This window comes from Actinoplanes sp. NPDC048967 (genome assembly GCF_040649415.1).
GTDB lineage: Bacteria > Actinomycetota > Actinomycetes > Mycobacteriales > Micromonosporaceae > Actinoplanes.
On the sequence record NZ_JBEZFL010000009.1, the window covers coordinates 126,317 to 149,709 of the forward strand.

Annotated in this window: 26 protein-coding genes; 7 read left to right on the forward strand and 19 right to left on the reverse strand. The window is 70.0% G+C overall.

Annotation, left to right across the window (positions count from 1 at the left end; genetic code table 11):
• Complete coding sequence (locus AB0C12_RS33355; protein ID WP_360553870.1) at nt 1-1,038, forward strand: NAD(P)/FAD-dependent oxidoreductase; 1,038 nt, start codon at nt 1-3, stop codon at nt 1,036-1,038.
• A 30-nt stretch (nt 1,039-1,068) separates the two neighbouring features.
• Here AB0C12_RS33355 and AB0C12_RS33360 read toward each other — a convergent pair whose 3' ends face one another.
• From AB0C12_RS33360 to AB0C12_RS33390, 7 genes are all read right to left on the reverse strand, one after another.
• The gene (locus AB0C12_RS33360; protein ID WP_360553871.1) at nt 1,069-1,458 is read right to left on the reverse strand and encodes an AAA family ATPase; all 390 of its coding nucleotides are present in this window, start codon (nt 1,456-1,458) and stop codon (nt 1,069-1,071) included.
• A gap of 17 nt (nt 1,459-1,475) precedes the next feature.
• Nucleotides 1,476-1,820 carry a MerR family transcriptional regulator gene (locus AB0C12_RS33365; RefSeq protein ID WP_360553872.1) on the reverse strand — a complete coding sequence of 115 codons (345 nt, stop codon included), beginning with the start codon at nt 1,818-1,820 and terminating at the stop codon, nt 1,476-1,478.
• 18 nt (nt 1,821-1,838) lie between these two features.
• Nucleotides 1,839-2,510 (reverse strand): response regulator transcription factor, encoded by a 672-nt coding sequence (locus AB0C12_RS33370; protein ID WP_360553873.1) that lies wholly within the window; start codon nt 2,508-2,510, stop codon nt 1,839-1,841.
• A complete protein-coding gene (locus AB0C12_RS33375) occupies nt 2,507-3,661 on the reverse strand; it encodes a histidine kinase (protein ID WP_360553874.1) in 1,155 nt (384 codons plus the stop codon). Before AB0C12_RS33375 ends, AB0C12_RS33370 begins: the two co-directional genes overlap by 4 nt.
• Nucleotides 3,662-3,676: 15 nt before the next feature.
• Entirely contained in the window at nt 3,677-4,426 is a 750-nt protein-coding gene (locus AB0C12_RS33380) for an ABC transporter permease (protein ID WP_360553875.1), read from the reverse strand.
• Nucleotides 4,423-5,319, reverse strand: coding sequence for an ABC transporter ATP-binding protein (locus AB0C12_RS33385; protein WP_360553876.1), 897 nt, complete (start codon nt 5,317-5,319; stop codon nt 4,423-4,425). The genes AB0C12_RS33380 and AB0C12_RS33385 overlap by 4 nt, the downstream gene beginning before the upstream one ends.
• Nucleotides 5,320-5,413: 94 nt before the next feature.
• Nucleotides 5,414-6,904 (reverse strand): alpha/beta hydrolase, encoded by a 1,491-nt coding sequence (locus tag AB0C12_RS33390; protein ID WP_360553877.1) that lies wholly within the window; start codon nt 6,902-6,904, stop codon nt 5,414-5,416.
• Nucleotides 6,905-7,018: 114 nt separating this feature from the next.
• On the opposite strand from AB0C12_RS33390, the gene AB0C12_RS33395 reads away from it, so the two are divergent.
• On the forward strand, nt 7,019-7,672 hold the full coding sequence (locus AB0C12_RS33395; RefSeq protein WP_360553879.1) for a hypothetical protein: 654 nt from the start codon (nt 7,019-7,021) through the stop codon (nt 7,670-7,672).
• Between the two features lie 69 nt (nt 7,673-7,741).
• On the opposite strand, the gene AB0C12_RS33400 is transcribed toward AB0C12_RS33395, so the two are convergent.
• The 6 genes from AB0C12_RS33400 to AB0C12_RS33425 all read right to left on the reverse strand — a co-directional run bounded on the left by AB0C12_RS33400 (nt 7,742) and on the right by AB0C12_RS33425 (nt 14,521).
• Nucleotides 7,742-7,864 carry a hypothetical protein gene (locus AB0C12_RS33400; RefSeq protein WP_360553880.1) on the reverse strand — a complete coding sequence of 41 codons (123 nt, stop codon included), beginning with the start codon at nt 7,862-7,864 and terminating at the stop codon, nt 7,742-7,744.
• Between the two features lie 19 nt (nt 7,865-7,883).
• A complete protein-coding gene (locus AB0C12_RS33405) occupies nt 7,884-9,509 on the reverse strand; it encodes an alpha-amylase family glycosyl hydrolase (RefSeq protein WP_360553882.1) in 1,626 nt (541 codons plus the stop codon).
• Between the two features lie 38 nt (nt 9,510-9,547).
• The gene (locus AB0C12_RS33410; protein ID WP_360553883.1) at nt 9,548-9,799 is read right to left on the reverse strand and encodes a hypothetical protein; all 252 of its coding nucleotides are present in this window, start codon (nt 9,797-9,799) and stop codon (nt 9,548-9,550) included.
• A 161-nt stretch (nt 9,800-9,960) separates the two neighbouring features.
• The gene (locus tag AB0C12_RS33415) at nt 9,961-10,416 is read right to left on the reverse strand and encodes a hypothetical protein (protein WP_360553885.1); all 456 of its coding nucleotides are present in this window, start codon (nt 10,414-10,416) and stop codon (nt 9,961-9,963) included.
• Nucleotides 10,417-10,462: 46 nt separating this feature from the next.
• Nucleotides 10,463-12,037 (reverse strand): FMN-binding glutamate synthase family protein, encoded by a 1,575-nt coding sequence (locus tag AB0C12_RS33420; RefSeq protein ID WP_360553887.1) that lies wholly within the window; start codon nt 12,035-12,037, stop codon nt 10,463-10,465.
• Nucleotides 12,038-12,475: 438 nt separating this feature from the next.
• A complete protein-coding gene (locus AB0C12_RS33425) occupies nt 12,476-14,521 on the reverse strand; it encodes a DUF4153 domain-containing protein (protein WP_360553889.1) in 2,046 nt (681 codons plus the stop codon).
• 142 nt (nt 14,522-14,663) lie between these two features.
• Between AB0C12_RS33425 and AB0C12_RS33430 the strand changes: the two genes are divergently transcribed.
• A complete protein-coding gene (locus tag AB0C12_RS33430; RefSeq protein ID WP_360553890.1) occupies nt 14,664-15,644 on the forward strand; it encodes an MsnO8 family LLM class oxidoreductase in 981 nt (326 codons plus the stop codon).
• A gap of 21 nt (nt 15,645-15,665) precedes the next feature.
• Nucleotides 15,666-15,992 carry a TM2 domain-containing protein gene (locus AB0C12_RS33435; protein WP_360553892.1) on the forward strand — a complete coding sequence of 109 codons (327 nt, stop codon included), beginning with the start codon at nt 15,666-15,668 and terminating at the stop codon, nt 15,990-15,992.
• Here AB0C12_RS33435 and AB0C12_RS33440 read toward each other — a convergent pair.
• The 6 genes from AB0C12_RS33440 to AB0C12_RS33465 form a co-directional block, all read right to left on the reverse strand.
• Nucleotides 15,979-17,571 (reverse strand): acyl-CoA dehydrogenase family protein, encoded by a 1,593-nt coding sequence (locus tag AB0C12_RS33440; RefSeq protein ID WP_360553894.1) that lies wholly within the window; start codon nt 17,569-17,571, stop codon nt 15,979-15,981. The two genes, AB0C12_RS33435 and AB0C12_RS33440, sit on opposite strands and share 14 nt — an antisense overlap.
• Nucleotides 17,572-17,987: 416 nt before the next feature.
• Nucleotides 17,988-18,554 (reverse strand): GAF domain-containing protein, encoded by a 567-nt coding sequence (locus tag AB0C12_RS33445; protein WP_360553896.1) that lies wholly within the window; start codon nt 18,552-18,554, stop codon nt 17,988-17,990.
• A complete protein-coding gene (locus tag AB0C12_RS33450; RefSeq protein WP_360553897.1) occupies nt 18,551-19,126 on the reverse strand; it encodes an ATP/GTP-binding protein in 576 nt (191 codons plus the stop codon). Before AB0C12_RS33450 ends, AB0C12_RS33445 begins: the two co-directional genes overlap by 4 nt.
• Nucleotides 19,104-19,481 (reverse strand): DUF742 domain-containing protein, encoded by a 378-nt coding sequence (locus AB0C12_RS33455; RefSeq protein WP_360553899.1) that lies wholly within the window; start codon nt 19,479-19,481, stop codon nt 19,104-19,106. Before AB0C12_RS33455 ends, AB0C12_RS33450 begins: the two co-directional genes overlap by 23 nt.
• Entirely contained in the window at nt 19,478-19,912 is a 435-nt protein-coding gene (locus AB0C12_RS33460) for a roadblock/LC7 domain-containing protein (RefSeq protein ID WP_360553901.1), read from the reverse strand. Before AB0C12_RS33460 ends, AB0C12_RS33455 begins: the two co-directional genes overlap by 4 nt.
• 34 nt (nt 19,913-19,946) lie before the next feature.
• Nucleotides 19,947-21,287, reverse strand: a complete 1,341-nt coding sequence (locus AB0C12_RS33465; protein WP_360553903.1) for an ATP-binding protein — start codon at nt 21,285-21,287, stop codon at nt 19,947-19,949.
• Between the two features lie 378 nt (nt 21,288-21,665).
• Between AB0C12_RS33465 and AB0C12_RS33470 the strand changes: the two genes are divergently transcribed.
• The 3 genes from AB0C12_RS33470 to AB0C12_RS33480 are packed head-to-tail and all read left to right on the forward strand — an operon-like array spanning nt 21,666 to nt 23,322.
• The gene (locus tag AB0C12_RS33470) at nt 21,666-21,965 is read left to right on the forward strand and encodes a hypothetical protein (protein WP_360553905.1); all 300 of its coding nucleotides are present in this window, start codon (nt 21,666-21,668) and stop codon (nt 21,963-21,965) included.
• Nucleotides 21,962-23,086, forward strand: coding sequence for a hypothetical protein (locus AB0C12_RS33475; protein WP_360553906.1), 1,125 nt, complete (start codon nt 21,962-21,964; stop codon nt 23,084-23,086). The genes AB0C12_RS33470 and AB0C12_RS33475 overlap by 4 nt, the downstream gene beginning before the upstream one ends.
• 50 nt (nt 23,087-23,136) lie before the next feature.
• Entirely contained in the window at nt 23,137-23,322 is a 186-nt protein-coding gene (locus tag AB0C12_RS33480; RefSeq protein WP_023362323.1) for a hypothetical protein, read from the forward strand.
• Nucleotides 23,323-23,393: the final 71 nt, after the last annotated feature.

The window sequence follows — 23,393 nt, forward strand, 5'->3', positions numbered from 1 at the left end:
GTGATCACGACCGTGGCGGTCATCGGGGGCGGTCAGTCCGGCCTGTCGGCGGCTTATCACCTGCGCCGGCGCGGCATCGACTTCGTCGTGTTCGACGCCGAGGAGCGGCCGGGTGGCGCCTGGCAGCACCGTTGGGAGTCGCTGCGGATGGCCACCGTCAACGGCATCTTCGACCTGCCCGGCTTCCCGAGGCCGCCGCTTGAGCCCGACGAGCCGAGCCGGACCGCCGTGCCACGCTACTTCGCCGACTTCGAGCGGGCCGCCGGCCTGTCCATCGAGCGGCCGGTCCGGGTCACCGCCGTACGCCGGGCGGACGCCGACCCGGACGGCGACCTGATCGTCGAGACCAGCACCGGCGTCTGGCGGGTCCGCGCGGTCATCAACGCGACCGGCACCTGGACGAACCCGGTCCGCCCGCACTATCCGGGCCAGGAGACCTTCGCCGGCCTGCAGGTGCACACCCACGACTACGTGTCGGCGGATCGTTTCGCGGGGCTGCGGGTGGCGGTCGTCGGCGGCGGGATCTCGGCGGTCCAGCAGCTGGAGGAGATATCGCGGGTGGCGACGACGTTCTGGTACACGCGCCGGGAGCCGGTCTTCCGCGACGGCGCGTTCGAGCCGGAGGTGACCGGCCGCGAGGTGATCGGCCGGGTGATCGCCGACGTCGAGGCGGGCCGGCCGACCGGGAGTGTCGTCTCCTACACCGGCCTGCTCTGGACGCCCTACGCGCTGGCGGCCAAGGAGCGTGGGGCGCTGGAGCGCCGCCCGATGTTCACCGCGATCGAACCCTTCGGGGTACGCGAGGCCGACGGCTCCTTCACCTCGGTGAACGCCATCCTCTGGGCCACCGGTTTCAAGGCTGCCCTGGCCCACCTGGACCCACTGAACCTGCGCAACGAGCAGGCGGAATCCGCCTGGTCGGCACCCAGGTCGCCGGCGAACCCCGCGTACACCTCATCGGTTTCGGCCCTTCGCAGTCCACCGTCGGCGCCAACCGGGCCGGGCGGGCCGCGGTCGCCGCCCTCAGCCGGCGCTTGAGCGGCTGACGGGGGCCGGCCGGACCGGAAGTCACTCGGTGTCGTCGCCGGCCTCGGACGCGGGCCGCATCCGCCGGTGCGCGAGCAGGCCTCGATCAGGGCGGTGAGGGCGACCGGCAGGGTCAGGCCGGACAGTGCCCCGGTGCATGAGCCCGATGCGGTCGGCGTGCTGCTGTGCCTCTTCGAGGTAGTGCGTCGTCAGGATGACGGTCGAACCGTTGCCGCGCAGTTCCGCCACGGCCTCCCACAGGGCGTCCCGGGACTGGATGTCCAGCCCTGTGGTGGGCTCGTCCAGGACGATCAGCTCCGGCCGCCCGTAGACGGCGGTGGCGAAGTCGAGTCGCCTCTGCTCGCCGAAGACCTGTACGGAGCCAGACGACGCCCTCCGATGCCCCTCGATGACCTCCAGACCGGTCCACAAGGCAGCAGTTGGCAGGCTCACATCTGCTGCGGGGTAACGGCGCCGTCGTGGAGGATGGCGGCGATGTCGGAGCGGGCCCGGGCCAGGCGTTCGATGTCGGCCGCGAGTCCGGCGTCGACCTGCCGCAGTGTCTCCGGGGCAACAGTTCCGTCCGTGCCGGCTTCGCCGATCCGGGCGAGCGGTACGCCCAGCTCGACGAGCCGCCGGATGCTCAGGAGCCGTTCGAGTTCCCGATTTCCGTACTGTTTGTAGCCGTTGTGCCGGCGCTCGGGCTCTTCGAGCAGGCCGAGCCGGTGATAGTGCCTGATGGTGTTCACGGTCGTGCCGGTGAGCTCGGCGAGTTCACGTGTGCTCCAGGCCACGGTCGTCTCCTCGTACGTTCAGGGGGCCGGGGGGTTCGCGGCGCGTGGCTGGACCAGTCCGTTGTCGTACGCGAAGATCACCGCCTGGATCCGGTCGCGCGCTCCGATCTTGGCCAGGACGCGTCCGACGTGCTTCTTCACGGTCGACTCGGTCAGGATGAAGCGTTCGGCGATCTCGGTGTTCGTGGCACCCTGGCCGATCGCCTCGAGGACTTCGCGCTCCCGCTCGCTCAGCGTGGCCAGCCGGCGGTCCTGCTTGACCGGCGCCGCATCCTGCAGATACGCGGTCATGAGCTTGCGGGTCAGACTGGGCGCCACCACCGACTCCCCGCTCGCGACGGCTCGGATGCCGGCGATGAGCTCCTCAGGACGGGCGTCCTTGAGCAGGAAGCCGCTCGCCCCGGCCCGCAGTCCGGCGTAGACGTACTCGTCGAGGTCGAAGGTGGTCAAAATCAGCACGTGGGTGCGCGAGCCGGCCGTGGTGATCCGGCGGGTGGCCTCTATGCCGTCGACGCCGGGCATGCGCACGTCCATCAGCACCACGTCGGGGCGAGTCTGTTCGACCATCCGCACTGCCTCGGCGCCGGTGGCGGCCTCGCCGACCACGGCCATGCCGGGCGTGCCGTCGAGCAGCATCTTGAAGCCCATGCGCTGCAACGGCTGGTCGTCGGCGATCAGCACGGTGGTCATGCGGGCTCCTTGAGGACGACATCGACGAGCCAGCCCCGCTCGGCCGGGCCGGCGTTCACCACCCCGCCGTACATGGCCGCGCGTTCGCGCATGCCGAGCAGGCCGTGGCTGGGGGCGGCGGGTCCGCCACGGCCGTCATCCCGTACGCGTACGCGTACCTCTCCATCGGAGGCAGCCAGGGTGACGTCCGCGGTCGCACCGCGCCCCGCGTGTTTGAGGGTGTTGGTGAGCGCTTCCTGCACGATGCGATAGACCGCGAGCTGCACGCCCCGGCCGAGGGCGCGCAGCTCGCCTGCGGTGGAGTAGGTGACCGGCAGCCCCGCGGCCCGCACGCTGGGCAGCAGCCGATCGAGATCGTCGATGCCGGGCTGCGGGCTCAGTTGCGCATCCGCGTCCTCCCCGCGCAGCACCCCCAGCACCCGTCGCAGCTCGCCGAGCGCCTGCCGGCCGGTCTCCCCGATCAGCTGCAGTGGTTCGGCGGTCTGTTCGTCGCGCGATCTCGCGAGCGTGACTCCGCCGTCGGCCAGGCCGATGATCACCGACACGTGGTGGCCGACGATGTCGTGCATCTCGCGGGCCACCCGGGCCCGCTCGTCGGCGACGGCGAGGCGGGCCCGCTGGTCACGCTCGACCTCCAGCCGGGCGGCCCGGTCCTCCAGCGCAACCAGGTACGCCCGGCGGGTGCGCACCGCGACGCCGGACGCGACCGCGGCCACCGACATGCCGAGCGCCAGCACCGACGTGAAGAGACGGTTCTCCACCGCCGGTCCGAAAAGATGGATCTCGGCGGCCAGGAGCGCGACGGTGATCACGGAGGCCCAGGCGAGCGACCGCCACGCTCCCCGGGAGGCGACCCCGAAGAGCATCACCAGCAGGATCACCCCGGCGCCCACGCCGATGTCCAGCAATCCCTCGATCAGTTCGGTGGCCGCAGTGACCACGAACGCCGGAAAGGGGTACCGTCGCCGCCAGTACAGCGGCGGCAGCAGCAGCAGGGTCGCGATCGTGGCCGGGAGAGGCTCCTCGATCAGGTTCGGGATGCTGAAGAGCACGATCGGGACGGCCAGGAAGGTGTCCATGACCCACGGCCGGCGGCGGTGGAAGGTCCGCAACCGGCCCTGCCGGTCCACCAGCCATCCTTGTGCGCTCATCCGCCGATTGTCCCCTCACGCGTCGGTCTTCTTGAGCCGAAATGCCGCGGCGGCGAGGGTCACCACGACATAGCCCGCGAAGACCGCGAGACCGGTCCACGGCGCCAGTGTGTTCTCGGCCTGGGTCAGCGCCATGACCGCGCTGCCGGCGTTGCTGGGCAGGTAAGGGGTGATCGTCTCGGAGACCGGGTCCGGCAGCAGCGCGGCCAGGCCGGGCACGATCAGCAGGAGGCCGGCCAGGATCGCGATGGCGCCGGCGCTGGAACGGACGAGCATGCCGAGCGCGACGCCGAGTACCGCGACCAGGCCCAGATAGCAGCCGGCGCCGAGCAGCGCGCGCAGCACGCCGTCGTCGCCGAGGCCGGCCCGGCCGACCCCGTCGTTGAGTACGGCCGAGCCCAGCGCGAAAGCGGCGAAGGCGCCGGCAGTCATCGTGACCAGTGCGGCGGCCCCGGCCACCAGACTCTTCGACCACAGGACCGGCAGCCGGCGCGGCACCGCGGCGAGGGTCGCCCGGATCATCCCGGTGGTGTATTCGCCGGCCCCCAGCAGCGCGCCGAGCACCCCGACGGCGAGGCCGGCCAGGGTGCTGCCGGACAGGGCCAGATCGACGGCCGACAGGCTGTCGCCGGAGAAGGACGCCGAGGCGATCATGCCGAACGCGATCAGCAGCACGACCGAGATCCCGGTGGTGATCCAGGTCGAGCGCAGGGAGGAGAACTTGGTCCATTCGGCGGCGACGACGCCACCAGGGGTGATCTTCATCGGGTGGCCTCGTATTCGACAGCGTTGTGGGTCAGGTCCATGAACGCCTCTTCGAGTGAGGCGTTCTGCGGGGTGAGCTCGAACAACGGGATGCCTCGGGTGGCCGCGGCCAGTCCGATCGCGCGGGCGGTGGTGCCGGCGACGAACAGTTCCTCGGCGCCGGTCGACGTGACGGTGATGCCCGGGCCGGCGATCACCGTGCGCAGCGCGTCGGGGGCCGCGGTGACGACCCGGACGCCTTCGGCGGTCACGAGGTCGGCCACGGTGGTGTCGGCCAGTAGTCGGCCCCGGCCGATGATGACCAGGTGGTCCGCGATCAGCGAGACCTCGCTCATCAGGTGTGAGGACAGCATCACGGTGCGGCCTTCGGCCGCCAGCCCGGTGAGCAGGTTGCGCACCCAGAGGACACCGTCCGGGTCGAGTCCGTTGACCGGCTCGTCGAGCATCACCACGGCCGGGTCGCCGAGCAGTGCGGCGGCGATGCCGAGCCGCTGACCCATGCCGAGGGAGAAGGCGCCGACCCGCTTGTGGGCGACGGCCGCGAGGCCGGCCAGGTCGAGCACCTCGTCGACCCGCGAGCGGGCGATGCCGTGCGTGCGGGCCAGGGCGCGAAGGTGGCTGACCGCGGTGCGGCCGGGGTGCATGGCCTTGGCCTCGAGCAGCACGCCGATCTCGCGCAAGGGGGCTTTCGACGACGCGTACGGCCGGCCGTTGATCAGCACGTCGCCCGAGGTCGGCGCGTCGAGAGCGACGATCATCCGCATGGTGGTCGACTTGCCGGCGCCGTTGGGCCCGAGGAAGCCCGTGACCTGTCCCGGCTGCGCGGTGAAGGACAGCTGGTCCACGACTGTTTTGGCACCGTACCGCTTCGTTACTTCGCGTACTTGAATCATGCTCACCACGCTAGGTACGCGGAACGCCGGGACCGTGGTACCGCGGTCGACACTTGCGCGCTTCCCTTGGTACCCCGGTACACCGGCGACGCGGTCAGGATCGGCAGGCGACGTCCCGGGCCGGTAGCTTGCCGCCGACCAGGTAGGCGGTGGTCAGGTTCAGCGCGCAGGCGTTGCCGCCGAGGACGTAGACGCCGTGCCCGCTGTCGTCGACGGTCACCAGCCTGGCCCGCTGACCGAACTTCTGGCGCAACAGCTCGGCGTTGACCGCCGGAGTGACCGGGTCGCGCCGGTTCTGCAGCATCAGCACATCGGCCGGCCCGGCGTTGTCGACCTTGACGGGTGGCTCGGACGGCTCGTGCTCCCAGTACGCGCACGGGGTGACGTTGGCGGTCGCCGCGCCGAACATGGGGTACCGCCGGCGGTCCTGCGCGACGCCGCGCCGGTAGGTCGCCAGATCCTCGGGCCAGTTCACGTCGTTGCAGGTGACCGCGAGGAACACGGTCAGCGCGTTGTCGACCGGGGGAGCAGCCTGGGCAGCCGAGGGCGCGGAACTCGCCCGGGCGGTGCCCGGGGTCAGCAGCGCCTGCCAGATCCGGGCCAGGTTGCCGTACTGAACGTCGCCATAGAGGTGGGCGAAGGTGAGGTACCGGAAGATGGCGCCGGTGGTCCCGTCGGCGGCCGGGGTCCGGTCGAGCCGTTCGGCGATGGCGAAGTAGGTCTTGCGCACCTGCGCGGGCGTCCGGCCCAGGCCGTAGGAGGCGTGCCGCGCCGCCGCCCATTGCGCGAAGTCCGGAAAGGTCTCCTCGACACCACGGGCGAACCGGCGCAGGCCGTCCCGGTCGAGGTGGGTGTCGGCGAGGTTGCTGTCGATGACCGTACGGTCGGTGGTGTCCGGGAACAGCGACACGTAGGCCGCGCCCAGCGCCGAACCGTACGATGCGCCGTAGAAACTGGCCGTCGGCTCGCCGAGGGCGGCGCGGATCCGATCCAGGTCGCGGGCCATGTTCGCCGTCGTGAGGTGCCGCAGCCGCCCGCCGACGTCGTTCGCGGCGCATGTCTGCGCGACTGCTTCAGCGATCCTCGCCTGCGCGGTCACGGCCGCGTCGTCCGCCGCGTACGGCGGCACGTTGGCCCAGTAGCCGATCTCCTCGGTCAAGCCGCAGCTCATCGGCGTCGAGTGCCCGACGCCCCGGGTGTCCATGCCGATCAGGTCGTAGGTGTCCATGACGGTCGCCGGCAGGCCCTTCTTGGCCAGGAACGCCGGCTGGTCCAGCCCGGAGCCGCCCGGCCCGCCGGGGTTGAACATCAGGATGCCGCGTCTCTTCTCCGGCCTGGTGCTCGCGATCCGCGACACCAGCAGCGAGATCTGCGCGCCGTCGGGTTCGCTGTAGTCGAGGGGAACGGGTACGGTCGCGCACTGGGCCGTCAGTGGCGCCGTCTTCGCGTTCACATCCGCGGGGCAGGCGGCCCAGTTCAGTTCCGCCGCCGCCGCAGGATTCTCCGCTCGCGCCGGCATCACCGTGATCAGCGTACCGATCAGACCGAGCGCTGCCACCCAGGCGGCGCTACGCCGTCGACTCATGTCCAGCCTCCATCGATCGTCCTTTGCGGTCCGATCCATGCGACACCATGTCCTCGGCACACAGTCAAAGCCGGAATTTGACTGTGTTCCTGGAACACAGGCTTCACTGCGGAGATGTTCGACGAATGGCGAAGGCGCCGAGCCATCCAGCGCGTCAAACCCGGGGACGGGCGCGCACTGAAGCGATTCCGCTGGTGGCAGCTGCTGACTCGATCCCTGTTCTTCCTGCCCGTGGACGCCGGTACCGGCCGTCCGGTGGTCTATGCCGTCGACGTGAACCACCTGAAGAGCAATGAGAACGGCGACACCGAGGCTTACCTGTACCGCGACGGACGGCTCCGCGCTCGAGCGAGGCTCCCCGCCGTCTTCCCGATCGAAGGTGGTGAGATCGAGGTGGAGACGTCGTCGTTCGGTATCCGGCGATGCCACTTCGTCACCACCGACGGGATCGAGCAGCAACTCGTGCCGGAACCCCGCTCCGCCGAGGGACGCCGCGCGCGTCTCGACCGCGAGCACCCCGCCCTCAGCCGCTGGATCGGCACGCTTGCCGTCATCATGGTCGCCGTCCCGCTGTTCTTCGTCGTTCCGCAGACCCTGGAAGCGATCTCCCGGTTCCCGCCGCTGGCCGACCGGTTCGGGGTCTTCGAGTCACCCGTCGAGGCGCCGGGTTGGTTGACCATCGCGCTCACGATCAGCGCTGTGGTGGGCAGCACCGAGCGCGCCCTGCGCCTGCGGTACAACCGCTGGCTGGACCCGGTGGCGAGCTGACCGGGAGGGCGGTGTCGGCAGCAACGCCGATACTGACGGTGAGGTTCAGGTCGAGCTCGCCGGTGGTGGTCAGGCTGCCAGTTGCTCTGCGATGGTCCGGGCGTCGAGGAGGTACCACATGCGCTCGAAGCGGCCGTGGCGGAAGTGGTGGACGTCGGCCAGATAGACCTTGCGCAGGTCGGTGTTGCCCATCGGAGACTTTTCCGGGGGATCAGGCTGCCGCCGGACCTGGGGCCCGGTAGGTGAAGATCCCGTAGCCGAAACCGGCCGCACTGAAACCGTCGGAGGTGGCCGTGACTCCGGATGCCAGCAGCGCAGTGGCGCCGACCGCCTCGGCGGCGGCCAGCGTCGCCGGTTCCCGACGGGGATTGACGACGACCAGGTGGGACTCGCCGCGCACGTACGCGAACGGGTAGCCGTCGTGGAGCACGCGCGCGGTCGCCCGGGTCCTGAGCGCGGGCGTGGCCTGCCGCAGGGCGATGAGGTCACGAACCAGGTTGAGCGTCGATGACGGGTCCGTGTCCTGGGCGGCCACCGTGGGCCGGTCCGGGGCCGGGTCGACGGGCAGGTAGAGCCGGGACGACTCGGCCGTGGAGAAGCCGGCGTTGGGCCGGGCGTCCCACTGCATCGGGGTACGGCAGCCGGCCCGGTTGTACGCCGGGTTGCACACCGATCCCTCCACGTTCGGCAGGCCCGGCAGGTACCGCATACCGATCTCGTCGCCGTAGTACAGGCACGGCACGTTTCCCCAGGTGAACAGAAAGGTCAGCGCGGCGCCGAGCTGCTCGGCGGTCCGCGGGCCGCAGCAGAGCCGGTCGTAGTCGTGATCGGCGGTCGACATCACGATCAGCCGGTCCGGATCCCCGGCGCGGGCCGCGTCCCAGGCGTCGAGGAAGACCCGGGTGCTGCCGCTGCCCGCGGCGTCGAAGAACGGTTCGCGTGGCTCGTGGAACGGCAACAGGCCGGCGTAGTGGTTGTCGAAGAGGCTGCCGTGTTCGTCATGGATGACGAGGAAGAAGTCGGCGTCGAAGGCGGCCGGTCCGCCCGTGCGGGGCTCCGTGCCCTCGGGTATCAGGACGGCGTCCGGATACTCGGCATCCAGCCACTCGCGGATCTCGCGCCACAGGGCCACCGTCTCGGCCAGTCCGTCGGCCACCTGCTCGTCCTTGACCAGCGAGAACGCCATGTCCACCCGGAAGCCGGCCACACCGCGGTCGAGCCAGAAGGCGATGATGTCCTTGAGGGCCTGCCGGTTGCGACGCGGGCCGGGCGCGTCGATCGGATCGCGCCATGACGGGTCTCCGGGCCGTCGCACCCACCCGAAGTTGAGCGCGGGCTGCTCGTCGTAGAAGTTCTTGAGGTAGTAGCCCGGCCGGTGGCCCGGCGACGGCACCCAAGCCGGCGTGCCCGGAATGTCACGATTCCACGCTCGGTCCGGCAGGTCCTCGCACCAGATGTAACGGTCACCGTCCGGATCCGGCCCGTCGGCGGCCAGCTCCCGCTGGAACCATGCGTGTTCGATCGAGGTGTGCCCGGCGACCAGGTCGAGCATGACCCGGATACCGCGTTGCTTCGCCGCGGCCACCAGCTCGACCATGTCGTCGTTGGTTCCGTAGCGCGGAGCGATCGAGTAATAGTCGGAGACGTCGTAGCCCGCGTCCACGAACGGCGACGTGAAGCACGGGTTGAACCAGATCACGTTTACGCCGAGCGAGGCGATGTGGTCCAGGCGCGAGATCACGCCCCGGAGATCGCCGACGCCGTCGCCGTCCGAGTCGGAGAATGACTGCGGGTAGATCTCGTACAGGACGGCGTCGGCAAACCAGTCTCGGCCCATGACCGCCATGCTAGAGAGACATCGCCGAGGTGACTGACCTAATCCGCGGCACGGTGGCGCCCACCGCCGCCTGGCTGGGAAGCGGCCGTACCGCGCCCTCCAGGGGTCAGCGGGCTGCGCTCGACCGCTCGGTCGGTGGGCTGCTCGCCGACGGGATCCTTGTTGATCCATTCGTGCGGGGCAGCGGACACCTCGGTGCGCAGATCCGACAGCCAGTGTTCCAGGTCGTCGCTTGGTCGGTCCGGACCAACAGGCTCGCTGTCCGGGCCGGGGTCCTCGATGGCGCTCATCGCGGCGCACGCTCCGATCGGTCGGGTGCGGTCAGGCTGAGAGTAGCTGGCTCGCGCGAGCCGCTGATGGCGCCCGATGTCAGTCCTGCAGGCCGCGATGGTCGACCGGCGACCCACTGCGCCGAGGTGTCAGCCGCTGACGATCCTGTTCGTTCGGCCGATCACAGGGAGCGGCGTTGCTCGTGCGCGTCGGTGGGGTCACTTTCCAGCGGTACGGAAAGGGGCTCGTCGCTACGGTCGACCACGGGCATGCTCTGTTCGATGACGTCGGCCTCGGCCGCCTCCATCGGTACGGCGTCAAGGTCCAGGTTCGCCGTGCTCATGGCCGGCGAGTCGCCGGTCGAGCCTGCTGCCGCGGTGGTGGTGGCAGCCTTGGGGCGTCGGTTCCGCGGCCGGCGCGGCTTGTCACCGGTGACCGCCGGCGTTGGTCGTTCGATGGTGGGCACCTCGGCCGGCAACACGGCTGCCCCGGCATCAGGGTCGTCGGCTGACGGACCCCCGGGCCGGTTGCTCACTGTACGGACGGCAGCCGTGATCTTTTCGTACTGCTCTCGCCCGGCGCGCGCCCCCAGCACATACCCCGCGGCGAAGCCGGCAGCCAGTTTCACGATTCTCATGCGAAGGTTCTCCATCTACTCGGTGGGTCGGTGATCAGGCGCCGGCTCATGGCATCGCCGAGCGCGACGGCGGGGCGGTGCCGCCCTGCGGTTCGGTGGCGTGCATGAGCTCGGCGATGGTCGATCGGTCCGCCTCCGACGGCAGGCCCCAGCCGGGTTGGTAGCCGTACACCTGGTCCAGGCCGGTGGCCGCGGTGCGGCCGTCGAGGATCTCCACGGACCCGGTGTCGATCAGGCCGGGATGTTCGACGCCGCACGCTTCGGCGACCTTGAGCAGGTCGCGGCGCAGGGTTTTGATGTAGTTCGCGGCGCGCACGCTCTTGAGCGCCGGGTCCAGTCCTCGGGTGAGCCAGGGGTTCTGGGTGGCGACGCCCGTCGGGCACGTGTCGGTGTGGCACTTCTGCGCCTGGATGCAGCCGATCGCGAGCATGGCCTCACGGGCCACGTTGACCAGGTCGCAGCCCAGTGCGAACGCGACCACGGCGTTGTCGGGCAGTCCGAGCTTGCCGGCGCCGATGAAGACCACCTGCTCGTGCAGGCCACGCTGGGCGAACGTGGCGTACACCCGGGCGAAGCCGATCTGGAACGGCAGTGACACCGTGTCGGTGAAGATCAGCGGCGCGGCGCCGGTGCCGCCCTCGCCGCCGTCGATGTTCACGAAGTCGACGCCGCGCCCGGTCGTGGCCATCAGCGAGGTGAGTTCGTCCCAGAAGCCGAGGTCGCCGACCGCCGATTTGATGCCGACCGGCAGGCCGGTCTCCGCGGCCAGCAGCTCCACCCAGTCGAGCAGGCTGTCGGTGTCCGAGAACTCGGCGTGCCGTGACGGGCTCACGCAGTCGACGCCCTGGGTGATGCCGCGGGTGGCGGCGATCTTCGCCGACACCTTCGCTGCCGGCAGCAGGCCGCCGAGGCTGGGCTTGGCGCCCTGACTGAGCTTGATCTCAAGGGCCCGCACCGGGGCGCCGGCCACCAGATCCTTGAGCCGCTGCAGGTCGAAGCGGCCGTGCTCGTCACGGCAGCCGAAGTAGGCGGTGCCGATCTGGAAGACGAGATCGCCGCCGTGCCGGTGGTACGGCGACAGCCCACCCTCCCCGGTGTTCTGCCAGCAGCCGGCCAGCGCGGCGCCCTTGTTCAGCGCTTCGATCGCGTTGCCGGACAGCGAGCCGTAGCTCATCCCGGAGATGTTGACGACCGAGGCCGGCCGGAACGCCCGCGCCCGGCCGCGCGCGGCCCCGAGGATCTTGGCACACGGCACCGACGCCTCGTAGCCGGCGGCCGGCGCCGACCGGGGCACCGCCCGCCCGAACGTACGGTGCTTGATGATCGGATACCCGGCTGTGTACTCGATGTCGTTGTCGGTCCCGAAGCCGAAGTAGTTGTTCTCCTTCTTCGCCGACGCGTAGACCCAGCGCCGCTGGTCGCGGGTGAACGGCCGCTCCTCGTCGTTGCCGGCCACCACGTACTGCCGCAGCTCGGGACCGATGGCTTCGAGGAGGTACCGGCCGTGGCCGATGACCGGGAAGTTGCGCAGCAGGGCGTGATCGCGCTGCAGGAGATCACGGACGGCGACCGCCGCCAACGCTGACACTGCGGCCGCCGCGGCGCCGATGCCCACCTTCATGCCGCATCATGTTGCCCCCAGCAGGACCGCTAAACAGCAGATGGCCACCGTCCTTCACCGAGAGCTGGCCGGGCCGCCTTCGGTCGCGACGAGGCGGTGGGCCGGCGCCCGCCTGTCGCTGGACCGACGGCGGACGTGGACCACAGCGGTGCGGACCGCGCGGAGCTCGAGGGCCTGGTGCTGGTCGACCCGTGGCGGGAGGACTGGTGGCGCAGCTCATGCTGGCGCTCTACCGGTCCCGGCGGCAGGCCGACGCGCTCGGTGCCCGTGACAACCTTCTCGCCAACATCAACGATGTGTCGAATTTCCGGACGTCCGTCGATCTGCCGGGTTCGGCGTTGATCCGAGTTCCGGCTCGATCTCCTCGATCCCCTTGGTTCACGCGAATCGCGGAGAACAGGGTGCTGGAGCTCCGGTGCGGAACCGGAGCTCCAGCACTCATCGGCGTTTCTTGGGCAGGTCGAACTGGTCGGCGGCGCGGCAGTCCTTCTGGCTTCCGATCGCGGCGGGACCCAGTTCGGCGAGGGCTTCACGGGCCCGTTGCCGGCCGAGGTTCCAGGCGTACCAGGGGTCGGGGTCCTCGAGGTCTTCGGCGATCCAGCTGAGCGTGCACCGGCGTACCGGATCCGGCAGTTCGGTCAGGGCCGGCGTCGCGTCGGCGGAAAGGGCCCGCAGGTACCAGGCGTCAATCTTGCCGGAGCCTTCGTAGCGGGCCGCGTTGCGGCTGGCCACATAGCCCTCGGGGTCGAGGGCCGCGAGGCCCAGCAGCATCAGCACGGCCAGACCGACGGTGGCTCCGGGGATCCAGCGGCCCTGCCACTTGACGCCGGCCACCGCGATCAGCACGAAGATCACGCCGAGCAGCATCTCGGAGGCCATCACGAAGATCCGCTCACCGGTGAAGCTGTAGACCCGCTGATACTCCCACATCCGCGACAGTGCGGACGCGACGATGATGACGCTCAGGGCGCACAGCAGACCCAGCAGCAGGCGCAGCAGTATCCGTTCCACCGGCTGGTCCCGTTTCGCCCAGCGGGCCAGGCTCGCGATCAGCGCGAGGGACAACAGCGTGACCGCGACCAGCTGCCAGAAGCCGCTCCGGGCGTACTGGGAGTAGCTGAGCCCGGCCGTCTCCAGCACGTGCCGGCTGCCCCCGAACAGCACGGTGAACTGCACGGCGACGAAACCGCCGAAGAGCAGCACGAGCGCGGCGCCGGCCGGCGCCCACTCGATCAGGCCGAATCTGCCCTTGCCCTCGGTGTCCAGGCTGGACGTCACCGGCGGTGCGGCCAGCGTGTAGATCCCGGAGACGGCGAGCAGGCCGCCGGCCGCGGCCAGGAAGATCCACTGGAAGATCGAGTCGATGCTGAGATCGGGGATGGCGTCGTCCAGCAACCGGGAGAACGCGACGTCGGCGGACGACAGCAGCGCACCGAAGACCAGCAGCACCACAGCGGTGAGGGCGACCGAGAAGAGGATCCGCCGGGCCATGCCCGGACTGCGGCCCGCTTTCAGGTGCCGGCGGACCCACGGGATGCCGACCAGTGCGGCGTACGGGGCAGCCACCAGGCTGAACAGGATCGATCTGATCCGGCGGCCACCGACGATCGCCAGCGCGGTGCAGCCGATCGCGCCGAGCACACTGAACGTCACCAGCCACCACGCGTTGCGGAACGCCGGGATGAGCAGCAGGGCCAGCGCTGCCACGGCCCAGCCGGAGCGGAGCAGCCGCTCGCGGCGCGGCAGCTCGGCGGATCGCCGGACGGCGAACGCGACTCCCAGCGTCAGCGCCAGCCAGCCGAGGAACCAGCCGATGCCCACCCGATTCAGCGGCAGGAAGATCAGGAAGCCGAGGGCGCCGGCGAGCACGCCGGCCGGGACGGCCCAGCCCCGGGCCTCCTTGGGCCCGGGCCAGTGCTTCTTGCGGAACGTCTGCCACGCGCTCGGCGGCCGCTCGTACGTGCCGAGCGGCCGCGGCGGGTACTGCGGCGAATGGGGTTGCGGTCGCTGAGGAGCCGGTGGCAGAACCTTCGCCGGCGGGACGGCCGAGGGTGCGGTGGCCGGGCTCTTGGCTGCTGCCGGAGCGGCGGCTGCCGGAGCGGCCGTGGCCGGGGTGGTGGCAGCCGGTTTGGCGACGGCCGGGCTGGCGACTGCCGGTGTGGTGGTGACGGCCGGCGTTGCCGCGGATTTCTGCGGTTGCTCGGCCGGCCTGGCGGCGGGCGGCTCGGTGGCGGCCGGTTCGGCGACGGCCGGGGCCGGCGCCTCGGCGGGAATCATCGGCATGAAGATCGCGTATCCCCGCGTACCGGGCGGAACCAGGACCGGTATCGCCCAGGCCGGTTCCCCTTCGGCGCCCGGCCAGACCAGCGACGGGATCGCTTCGGTGGGCGGCATGACCAGCAGTTGGGGCGTCGGCGGCGGGCCCGCGGAGGCGGCCTGCGCCGCCTTCGGGGGATCAGGCTGTTTCGGTGGCAGATCCGCCACTGCACCCTCCTCGGTTGATCAGTTCGGCACACGGTGAGCCGATCGCGCGGCACTTCGTGCGTTGGGACGGGTCCGTATCGCCGCGACGACGGGAGAGTAGCCTGCGGGAACAAGGAGCGCCCGTACGGACGCTGGCATCGGTGTGATCAACGCCGAAGTTCGACTCTCGCTGCTGGACCGGTCACGCACCCGTAGCGGCGAAACCGACGGTGCGGCGCTCCGGGGCACCGTGGCTCGCGCGACGCGGGCCGAGCAGCTCGGCTTTCACCGCTTCTGGGTCGCTGAGCACCACGGAGTCCCCGGGATCGCGGGCGCCGCCCCGGCGCCGCTGCTGACCGCCGTCGCCGGCGCCACGACGATGATCCGGCTCGGCTCGGCCGGTGTCATGCTGCCGCACCACCAGCCGCTCGTCGTCGCCGAGCAGTTCGCCACGGTGTCCGCCTTCGCTCCCGGCCGCGTCGACCTCGGGCTGGGCCGCTCGCCGGGCTTCACCGCGCCGGTGCGCCGGGCCCTGCGGCAGACCGACAACGACTTCGCGGCCGACCTGGCCGAGCTGCGTGACTTCCTCACCGGTACGGCGGACATCACCCTGCACCCGCAGCCGGACGGCCCCATCCCGCTGTACGTGCTGGCCACCGGGACCGGCCTGCGAATCGCGGCACGACTGGGCCTCCCGGTGATCGTGGGCGGCCCGCTGCTCGGCGCGGACGGTACCCAGGCGCTGGCCGACTATCGGCGCACCTTCGAGCCTTCCGCCCAGCAACCCGAGCCGTGGCTGGCGATCAGTACGGACGTGCTGATCGCCGACACCGACGCGGAAGCCGCCGACCTGCTGCTGCCCGAGGCGTGGGCGATGGCCCAGAGCCGTACGACCGGGGTGTTCCCGCCGCTCGAACCGGTGGCTGCCGCCCGCTCCGCTGCCCGCACCCCGCGCCAGCAGCAGTACCTCGACCGGATCACCACGGCGGCGATCACCGGCACGCCCGACCGGGTACAACGCCGCCTCGCCGAGATACTCGACCGCACCGGAGCCGCCGAACTGGTCGCCGCCGGCAGCACCTTCGACCGCGGCGCTCTGCACGCCTCGGACGCCGCCCTGGCTGCTATGTTCTCCCGCCCCTGATCTGCGACTATCGTTGCGCCGATGAGTTCGAGCACGCCTGTACCCGCATCCGGCCCGGTCGCCCTGCCCGGCTGGCAGCGGTACACCGTGCTGATGGCCGAGGCGGACTACCGGTCGGTCAGGAAGGACCCCCGGGTCGCGTACGCGTTGTGGTGCGTGGTCGGCATTCTCGGTGGGCACCGGTTCTACCTGGGGGACACCGGCCGGTCCATAGCGATGCTGTGCACCTTCGGTGGGCTCGGCCTGTGGACGCTGCTCGACGTGTTCTTCGTAGGACGCCGGGTGCGCGCAGTCAACCGGTCCCGCCGGTCAGCGATCATGGCCCGGTACGGCATCATCGAGGACTGAGCAGCGGATCGGCCTGCCACTCCTCGCCGGGCCAGCGCCGTTGGTCGACATCCCCGATGACCTCGGCATAGCCGGCGACGTGGTCCGCGAACTCGATCGCAGTCGGCAGACTCCGGTGCGGGCTCCGCCGCGCTGTGCGCAGCCGTTGCTGCATCTGGTGCTCGGTCCACGAAGCGGTGTAGGCGTGCATCGGAGACTGGCCGGCGACTTCGCTTGTCACCATGGTCAGCAGTGTCCAGCACACCAGTTCACCGACGACGGCCGCGTGGATGTGCTGAGCAGAAGCGTCGTCGGGGCGGTCGGCGCCGACTTCCGCGACCCGGTCGATCAGCTTGAGCACCTGCGCGGTCGGTTGAGCCTGCTGCACGAGTTTGGCGAACTCGTCGGGATGCTTGACGAGCATGGTGCCGAGGAACACCGAGATCGCCTCGGTGGAACCCTCGAAAATCCTGAACAGCCGGTAGTCACGGAAGTGCTGGCCGACGGTGTTGGTGTCCAGGAAACCCCGGGCCGCCAACACTTGCAGAGCCGTGTCTATGGCGCCCCATCCCAGCTCACACCCCAATATCTTCGCGCAGAAGAACCAGGCGTCGGGCACGTCCCGGCCCTCGTCCTGCCACGTCGCCATACGGGAGATCAGCGTCTCCACTGCCTGGACCGCGGCTCCGGCCTCGGCCAGCGTTTGCCGGATGCGGCCGTTCTCCGCCAGCGAGCCGGTGGCTACCTCACGGCCTTTGGCGAATCTCTGGGCCAGCTCGAGGGACCGCATGGCCGCGCCCACCGACATCGCGGCGAGCACGACGCGACCGCCCATGAACGCCGCTTTGGCCGTAGCCAGACCGTCTCCCTCGATGCCCAGCAGCGCAGACGAGGGAACCTGCAGATCGGTGAAGCTGAGATCATACTGTGGCACTGCGCGTAGACCCAGAGTGAGCATCTCGGGACCGATTCCGAAACCGGGTGTGCGGCTGTCCACCAGGAAGCCGGTGATGCCCCTCGGCCGGCCGCTTTCATCGTGGAGCTGAGCGAACACGTTCACGTATCGCGCGTCTCCGCCCAAGGAGATCCATTTCTTGGAGCCGTTGATCGTGTAGGTGCCGTCCCTGTTCTTGGCCGCCCGGGTGGTCATTCCCCGCAGGTGCGAACCGATGCCCGGTTCACTGATCGCGCTGGTGGTCAGCGCCTGGCCCGCGGCCAGGCGGGGCAGCACGTGACCCTTCACATCCTCAGGTGCGGAGAGCAGAATCGGCGCTGCCCCCAGGGTGTTGTGCACGGCGCAGAATACGGCAAGGTTCGCATCGATGGCGCCGAGTTGTGTGAACACCCGGTTCATGTCGGCATGGGACAGATCTTGTCCGCCGAGTTCCCGGGGAATCTGCAAACCGAGCAGACCGGCTGCGGCGAAGTCCGATACCAGTGCCGGAGGTAACGAGCGGCGCTCGTCCAGCAATCGGGAGTTGAGGAAATTCTGGGCGTACTCGCGCAGGAAATTCAGCATCCCCGTCGCCGATGACGTTTCCGGCCGGTCGTCCGTCGCTGCGGAGAGCACAGCACCCTGACTGAGGGCATCCGGGTCCATCGTTCGCTCCTTCTGGGGATTCATGCCGCCCCGTGCTGACCTTCGTAGCCGGGTGGTCTCACCCTCCAGGAGACAACTGGATGCATGAGGCATCCTTGATCCGTTTTGTACACCTGGGTGTACGTTCGTCTATTTCGAGAGCACTCTACAGCGGAACCTTTGGTTCCTCAACGGGGTCGTGTCGCTACACACGGTGAAGTGGTTCTCGTTGACGTCCGCGGCATGGCCTCTGACGCGGGCCCTTGTAGCGAGCGCCAGGTGCCTCATGGTGCGTAGTTGTCTGTAGTCGTGCGGCGCAGCCGCCACCCTCGGGCAGGACCGGGCGATGGTGCTTCGTCTGTTTACGCAGGACGCCTCCGGCAGATGCGCCAATATGCCGCAGGCGCCCGGCACCTGCGGCATGTTCGCGGCTTTTCCTACTTCGCCTCGCGGGCATGGATCTGGGCAACCAGTTCCACGGCAAGGGCCTTGATCGTCTCCAGCCCCGGCCGGCCCCAGGGGCGCGGTTCCATGTCGACCACGCAGACCGTGCCGAGCGCGATGCCGGTTCGATCGATCAACGGCGCACCCAGATAGGAACGGATGCCGATCTCGTCCACCACCGGGTTGCCGGCGAACCGGGGATAGTCGCAGACGTCATCGAGGACCAGGGCCTTGCGCCGGACGACGACATGGGGGCAGTACCCGTGCTCGCGGGTGAACGTGCGGCCGGCCAGGGCGGCCTGCAGAGCTCCCGGAACGGTGGCGCCGGTGTACAGACCGCCCAGGTACTGACGGTCATCCTGGATGAAGTTGACCATCGCGAGTGGCGCCCGGGTGACGTCGCCGACCCTGCGCGCGAACTCGTCGAGCTGCGCGTCCGGGCCTTCACCCAGGCCGATCTCGCGCAGCCGGCGCATCCGGGCGGGAATCTCGGGATCCGCCGGGGTGAGGGGATGGTGGCCGGAGAGGTCGTAGATCATGCCGGAGCTCCGTTCGGTCATCGGCGGGCACGCGAAGCGAGGAGATGGTGGATCAGACTGATGAGCACGGCGGTGGCAGATCGTCGGTCACGCGCATCGCAGAGCATGATCGGGATGTCGGGCTTCAGGTCGAGCGCGCTGCGCAGGTCGTCTGCCTCGTACCGGCACGAGCTGTCGAATTCGTTGACCGCGATCAGAAAACCGATGCCGCGCGACTCGAAGAAGTCGACGGCGGGAAAGCAGTCCTCCAGCCGGCGGGTGTCGGCCAGCACGACCGCGCCCATCGCGCCGCTGGACAACTCGTCCCACATGAACCAGAAGCGCTCCTGTCCAGGGGTACCGAACAGGTAGAGCACATGATCCTGGCTGATCGTGATCCGGCCGAAGTCCATCGCGACCGTGGTCGTCGACTTGTGCTCGACGCCGGTCAGCCGGTCCGTGCCCACGCTTGCGACGGTGAGCAGCTCCTCGGTGTGCAGGGGCTCGATCTCGCTGATCGCACCGACGAACGTCGTCTTGCCGACGCCGAAGCCGCCCGCGATCAGCAGCTTCAGCGCGGACGGGAACCCGTCAGAGCCGTCGTTGAAGGGCATTGAGAATGGTCTCCAGTACCGCCGGGTTTGAGGCATTGGCCATCGGGTCGGGGGAGCGGGCGTCCACCGCGCCCCAGTCCACGAGATCGGAGAGCAGGATCTTGGTGACCACCGCGGGCAGCCGTAGTCGCGCCGCGACCTCGGCGACCGTGGTGACGCTGCCGCAGAGCCCGAGCACCTGGGCATGGTCCGGTCCGAGCTGACCGTGCGGATGGCGGCCGGTGGCGATCACCATCGACAGCAGCTCCATCGGGGTGGTCGGCTCGGTCCGGCCGTTGCTCACCGTGTACGGCCGGATGAGGCGTCCCGCAGCGTCGTCGAACCAGTGCTCCTCGTCGGTCCCCGGCTTGATCACCGTGCGCGCACGTCCAGGAATTCGGGTTCATGCCGGGCCGGCGTCGCCAGGTACGGCCGGACGCTCTTGACCATCTGTGCCATCTCGTAGCCGAGCACCCCCGGATCGGCCGCTTTTCCCGCGATGACCGCGAGCACCGCGCCGGAACCAGCCGCCGAGACGAACAGCAATGAATCGTCCAGCTCGGCCACCACCTGCCGGACCCCGTCGCTGCCGCCGAACCGGGTGCCGGCGCTACGGGCCAGCGAGAACAGCCCCGACGCGACCGCGGCCAGGTGATCCGCGCCGTCGTCGTCGAGTCCGTGAGCGGCCTTGCGCAACCCGTCGGACGACAGGAGCAGCGCGCTCTTCGTGTCCGGTACGCGATCGACCAGGCCGGACAACAGCCAGACCAGGTCCTGGGACGTGCGTGCGGGGTCGCTGCGCGACATGTGAGCTGGGCCTTCCTGGGGAACGAAGTGGGGATCAGCCATGACTTCCGGGGGCGGACGCGTCTGCCTCGCCCCGCGAGACGCCGTTCATGAACGACGCCATCAGGCCTGCTTGGTGCTCAACGGCCGGTTCCGTGGCCGGGCGCGGCGGGCCCAGCTGCAGCTGCGGGGCCATGTGGGTCTGACTGCGGCGACGCGGGAGCGGGGGCCGCGACGGCGTGGGTTGAACCTGTTGCCGGTCGAGGGTCGCGCCGGCGATCTGCAGGGTCGCGGCGGACGCCGAAGCGGCTCGACCGGACCCGGCCGGGCCCGGCGAGACACGAGCCGGACGTTCCTGCGGCGGGACCCGTTCCCGCAACGGGATCCGCTTCTGGAGGGGAACCCGTTCCTGCACCTGGAGCTGCTCCGGTGCCTGGGGCAGGCGCTGCGGCCGTACCGCTTCCGGCGCGGACTCCGGCGGCGAGCCGATCAGCATCTGCGGCAGGATGACCACGGCTTGGGTGCCGCCGTAGATGTTGGTCTGCAACTGCACGACGATCCCGTGCTGCCGGGCGATCATCGACACCACGTAGAGCCCGATCCGCCCGTCCCGCAACAGATCGTCGAGGTTGGTGTCCTCCGGGTTGGCCAGCAACTGGTTGACCCGGTCCAGATCGACGCGCTGCATGCCGAGCCCGCGGTCCTCCACCTCGATCGCCATGCCCGCGGCGACCTGCTGTGCCCGCAGCAGCACCTGGGTGTGCGGCGGGGCGAACATCGTCGCGTTCTCGATCAGCTCGGCGATCAGGTGGATGACGCTGGCGACGGCGTGCCCGGGCACCGTACCTTCGATCGGCGGCACCAGTTTGACCCGCGAATAGTGCTCGACCTCGGCGATCGCGGAGCGCAGCACCTCGGTCAGCGCGACCGGCCGGCTCCACTGCCGGCGCGACACCGACCCGCCGAGCACCGCCAGATTCTCCGCGTGCCGCCGGATCCGGGTGGCCAGGTGGTCGACCTGGAACAGGCCCTTCAACAGGTCGGGATCCTCGACCTCGTTCTCCAGTGCGTCCAGCAGCTTGATCTCGCGGTGCACCAGCGACTGCAGCCGCCGGGACAGATTGACGAAAACCTCGACATGCCGGCCGTCGGCATGCGCAGCCGGCACCCGGACGGCTTCCACCGCCGGAGCCTGCCGGAGCCGCTCAGTGAGCTGATCGATCTGGGAGCGGGCCGCCGCCAGCTGCGACTGGGTCTCGGCCAGTGCCGACGGGGTCTCGTCGGCCGTGACCCGCCGCCCGCTCGACCGGGCGCTGGAGTGCCGGGCCGCCCGGACGGCGAAGGCAACCGCGGCCAGCACCGCGACGACGGCGATCAGATAAGGCGTATCGGGCATGAGCATCCTCGTTCTTGGTGATGCGGCAATGTCCGGTGCGAAGGCGTTTACTTTAGTGCGGACAGGACGCACGACCAAAGGCAGGAATCTCGCGCGACATCGATCTGATGAATCGGCCGGTCTCGATACTGAATTATGTCATCTGAATGGGTGAACCAGTGGTGACAGAATTCCGCGGCCGAGGTTATTCTCCGGCTGGCCGCAATGCCCGGTCCCGGGATCGATGTCTGCCTTGTCGTCCGGAATCCCTGTGCTCGTCAATCGGGCCCGTGAGGGCGGGATGCGGTGGAGCCCGTCCGCGCAGTTGCCTTCGCGACCTGCGCTGCAACCATGCTGCAACGCCCCGCCTGAACCATCGGTCAGCGTATCGCCGGCCCGATGGACAGGAGCGACAACATGGACGGTCTCCGCAAGACGTCGACCTGGTTCCTCGAGCCCTACGCGGACCACTCCGCCGCCTTCGTGTTCTCCCGCGAGCCGTTCGGCGTCAGCGTTCTGGACCGGCTGACCTGGTACGTCCTCGAGCTGTGTGACGGGCGCTCGGCCGAGGCGATCGGGGAGCGCGTCGCGGGCCTGCTCGGTGACCGCGCCACCCGCGAACAGGTCGCCACCCTGGTCGACCGGAAGCTGGACCTGCTCGGCCGGCACGGGCTCATCACGGCGGGAGCCGGGCGATGACCGCCGCTGTCGTCGACTGGTCCGGTGTCCTCGCCCTCGCGACCGGGCTGGAACGCCGGCTCGCCGGTGGCATGTTCGGCCGCGGGGACGACATCCGCCGCACGGCTGCGGCCTATTACCGCGGCCTGGGTGTGCTCTGCGCCCAGACGTGCGGGTTGGACCCGGCCGATCTGGCCCCCGCCGGCGTACCCCAGCTCGAGTCGCTGCGCCGCGGTGCCCTCGATGCCGGGCTGCGCCTCCTGCTGGCCGGCGACGTCGAGCAGGGGCGTGTGCTGCTGAGCGAGCATGCCGCGTACCGGCGGACCCACCAGGACGATCCCGCGCTGGCGGCCGACGCGGCGCCGGGACGGGCGCAGCCCGGGGCTCTTCAGGCCTGGCACGGGCATCCGGTCGGCGAGGAGCTGGTCGCCCGGTTCAACACCTCGATGGCCGGTACGGCCGACACCTCCGTGGTCGCGACCGTGCCGTCCCGCCGGGATTCCGACACCGCCCTGCGCGCAGCGGCCGAGGTGCTGACCACCGCCCTGCCGTTGATCGGCCCGGACGTGGTCGAGGGCATCTCTGTGGGCGTCTACGACGGGGCCATGAACAGCGGCTACTACGCCGGCACTCCGCTGATCGTCTACGTCAGCGAACGGATCTTCGCCGACCCGGTTCGTACCGCCGAGATCGTGCTGCACGAGAGCCTGCACCAGAAGCTCGCCGACCTGGGCGTGGCCCGCGACATCCTGCGGGCCGGCTACGTCGACGAGAGCAGCGAGCTGCTGCCGGTGCCCTGGGGTGGACCGGGCCGGCTGTTCAGCGCGGACCGCTCACTCGCGGCGTACCACGTCTACACCCATCAGAGCCTGTTCTACCTGGCTCTGCTCTGCCGGTACGCCGACGACCCGGCCCGCCGCGCCGGGACGGCCGGCAATCTCGTCAAGTCCTGGGCCCGCGCGCGGCACTTCGCGCGAGGGGCCGAGAGTCCCGGGCTCGCCGGTGAGTACGGCGTCGACGGCCGCCGTCTGACGGCCTGGCTGGCCGAGGTCGTCGATGCGCTGGCCGAGGTGCCGTTGCCCGGCGGTTCGCCGCTGAGCGCCCACGCCGAGAACTACACCGGCGTGTCCGTTCCCTCCTGATACCCGCACAACACCGTTCGGGACTGTGACGCTGAAAGGAGGTGAGTGTTATGGAGTCCATCGAGGCGCTGGAGCGGTCTCTCGCGGACATGTTCGCCGAGCCGCAGGGGCTGAAGGTCGAGGACCTGGGTCTGACGGACGACGTCGAGGTGCTCAGCGGGGACGTCCGGGAGATCCGGACCGACCTGTCGATCCTGGCGATGAACCGCCCGAAGACGAGCGAGCTGGGCCAGTAACGGCCCAGGCGTTCGGGTGCCGGGCGCGGCCGGACCGCGCCCGGCACCGTCCGGCCCGCAGACGAAGGGAA

Coding starts and splice junctions, on each gene's coding strand:
- AB0C12_RS33465 (WP_360553903.1), bottom strand. CDS start 21,287: ATGCCCGATACGCCTTATCTGATCGCCGTCGTCGCGGTGCTGGCCGCG.
- AB0C12_RS33390 (WP_360553877.1), bottom strand. CDS start 6,904: ATGAGTCGACGGCGTAGCGCCGCCTGGGTGGCAGCGCTCGGTCTGATC.
- AB0C12_RS33375 (WP_360553874.1), bottom strand. CDS start 3,661: ATGAGCGCACAAGGATGGCTGGTGGACCGGCAGGGCCGGTTGCGGACC.
- AB0C12_RS33420 (WP_360553887.1), bottom strand. CDS start 12,037: ATGAAGGTGGGCATCGGCGCCGCGGCGGCCGCAGTGTCAGCGTTGGCG.
- AB0C12_RS33470 (WP_360553905.1), top strand. CDS start 21,666: ATGGACAGGAGCGACAACATGGACGGTCTCCGCAAGACGTCGACCTGG.
- AB0C12_RS33395 (WP_360553879.1), top strand. CDS start 7,019: ATGTTCGACGAATGGCGAAGGCGCCGAGCCATCCAGCGCGTCAAACCC.
- AB0C12_RS33445 (WP_360553896.1), bottom strand. CDS start 18,554: ATGACCGAACGGAGCTCCGGCATGATCTACGACCTCTCCGGCCACCAT.
- AB0C12_RS33400 (WP_360553880.1), bottom strand. CDS start 7,864: ATGGGCAACACCGACCTGCGCAAGGTCTATCTGGCCGACGTCCACCAC.
- AB0C12_RS33405 (WP_360553882.1), bottom strand. CDS start 9,509: ATGGGCCGAGACTGGTTTGCCGACGCCGTCCTGTACGAGATCTACCCG.
- AB0C12_RS33415 (WP_360553885.1), bottom strand. CDS start 10,416: ATGAGAATCGTGAAACTGGCTGCCGGCTTCGCCGCGGGGTATGTGCTG.
- AB0C12_RS33440 (WP_360553894.1), bottom strand. CDS start 17,571: ATGGACCCGGATGCCCTCAGTCAGGGTGCTGTGCTCTCCGCAGCGACG.
- AB0C12_RS33475 (WP_360553906.1), top strand. CDS start 21,962: ATGACCGCCGCTGTCGTCGACTGGTCCGGTGTCCTCGCCCTCGCGACC.
- AB0C12_RS33460 (WP_360553901.1), bottom strand. CDS start 19,912: ATGTCGCGCAGCGACCCCGCACGCACGTCCCAGGACCTGGTCTGGCTG.
- AB0C12_RS33435 (WP_360553892.1), top strand. CDS start 15,666: ATGAGTTCGAGCACGCCTGTACCCGCATCCGGCCCGGTCGCCCTGCCC.
- AB0C12_RS33370 (WP_360553873.1), bottom strand. CDS start 2,510: ATGACCACCGTGCTGATCGCCGACGACCAGCCGTTGCAGCGCATGGGC.
- AB0C12_RS33380 (WP_360553875.1), bottom strand. CDS start 4,426: ATGAAGATCACCCCTGGTGGCGTCGTCGCCGCCGAATGGACCAAGTTC.
- AB0C12_RS33480 (WP_023362323.1), top strand. CDS start 23,137: ATGGAGTCCATCGAGGCGCTGGAGCGGTCTCTCGCGGACATGTTCGCC.
- AB0C12_RS33385 (WP_360553876.1), bottom strand. CDS start 5,319: ATGATTCAAGTACGCGAAGTAACGAAGCGGTACGGTGCCAAAACAGTC.
- AB0C12_RS33410 (WP_360553883.1), bottom strand. CDS start 9,799: ATGAGCGCCATCGAGGACCCCGGCCCGGACAGCGAGCCTGTTGGTCCG.
- AB0C12_RS33450 (WP_360553897.1), bottom strand. CDS start 19,126: ATGCCCTTCAACGACGGCTCTGACGGGTTCCCGTCCGCGCTGAAGCTG.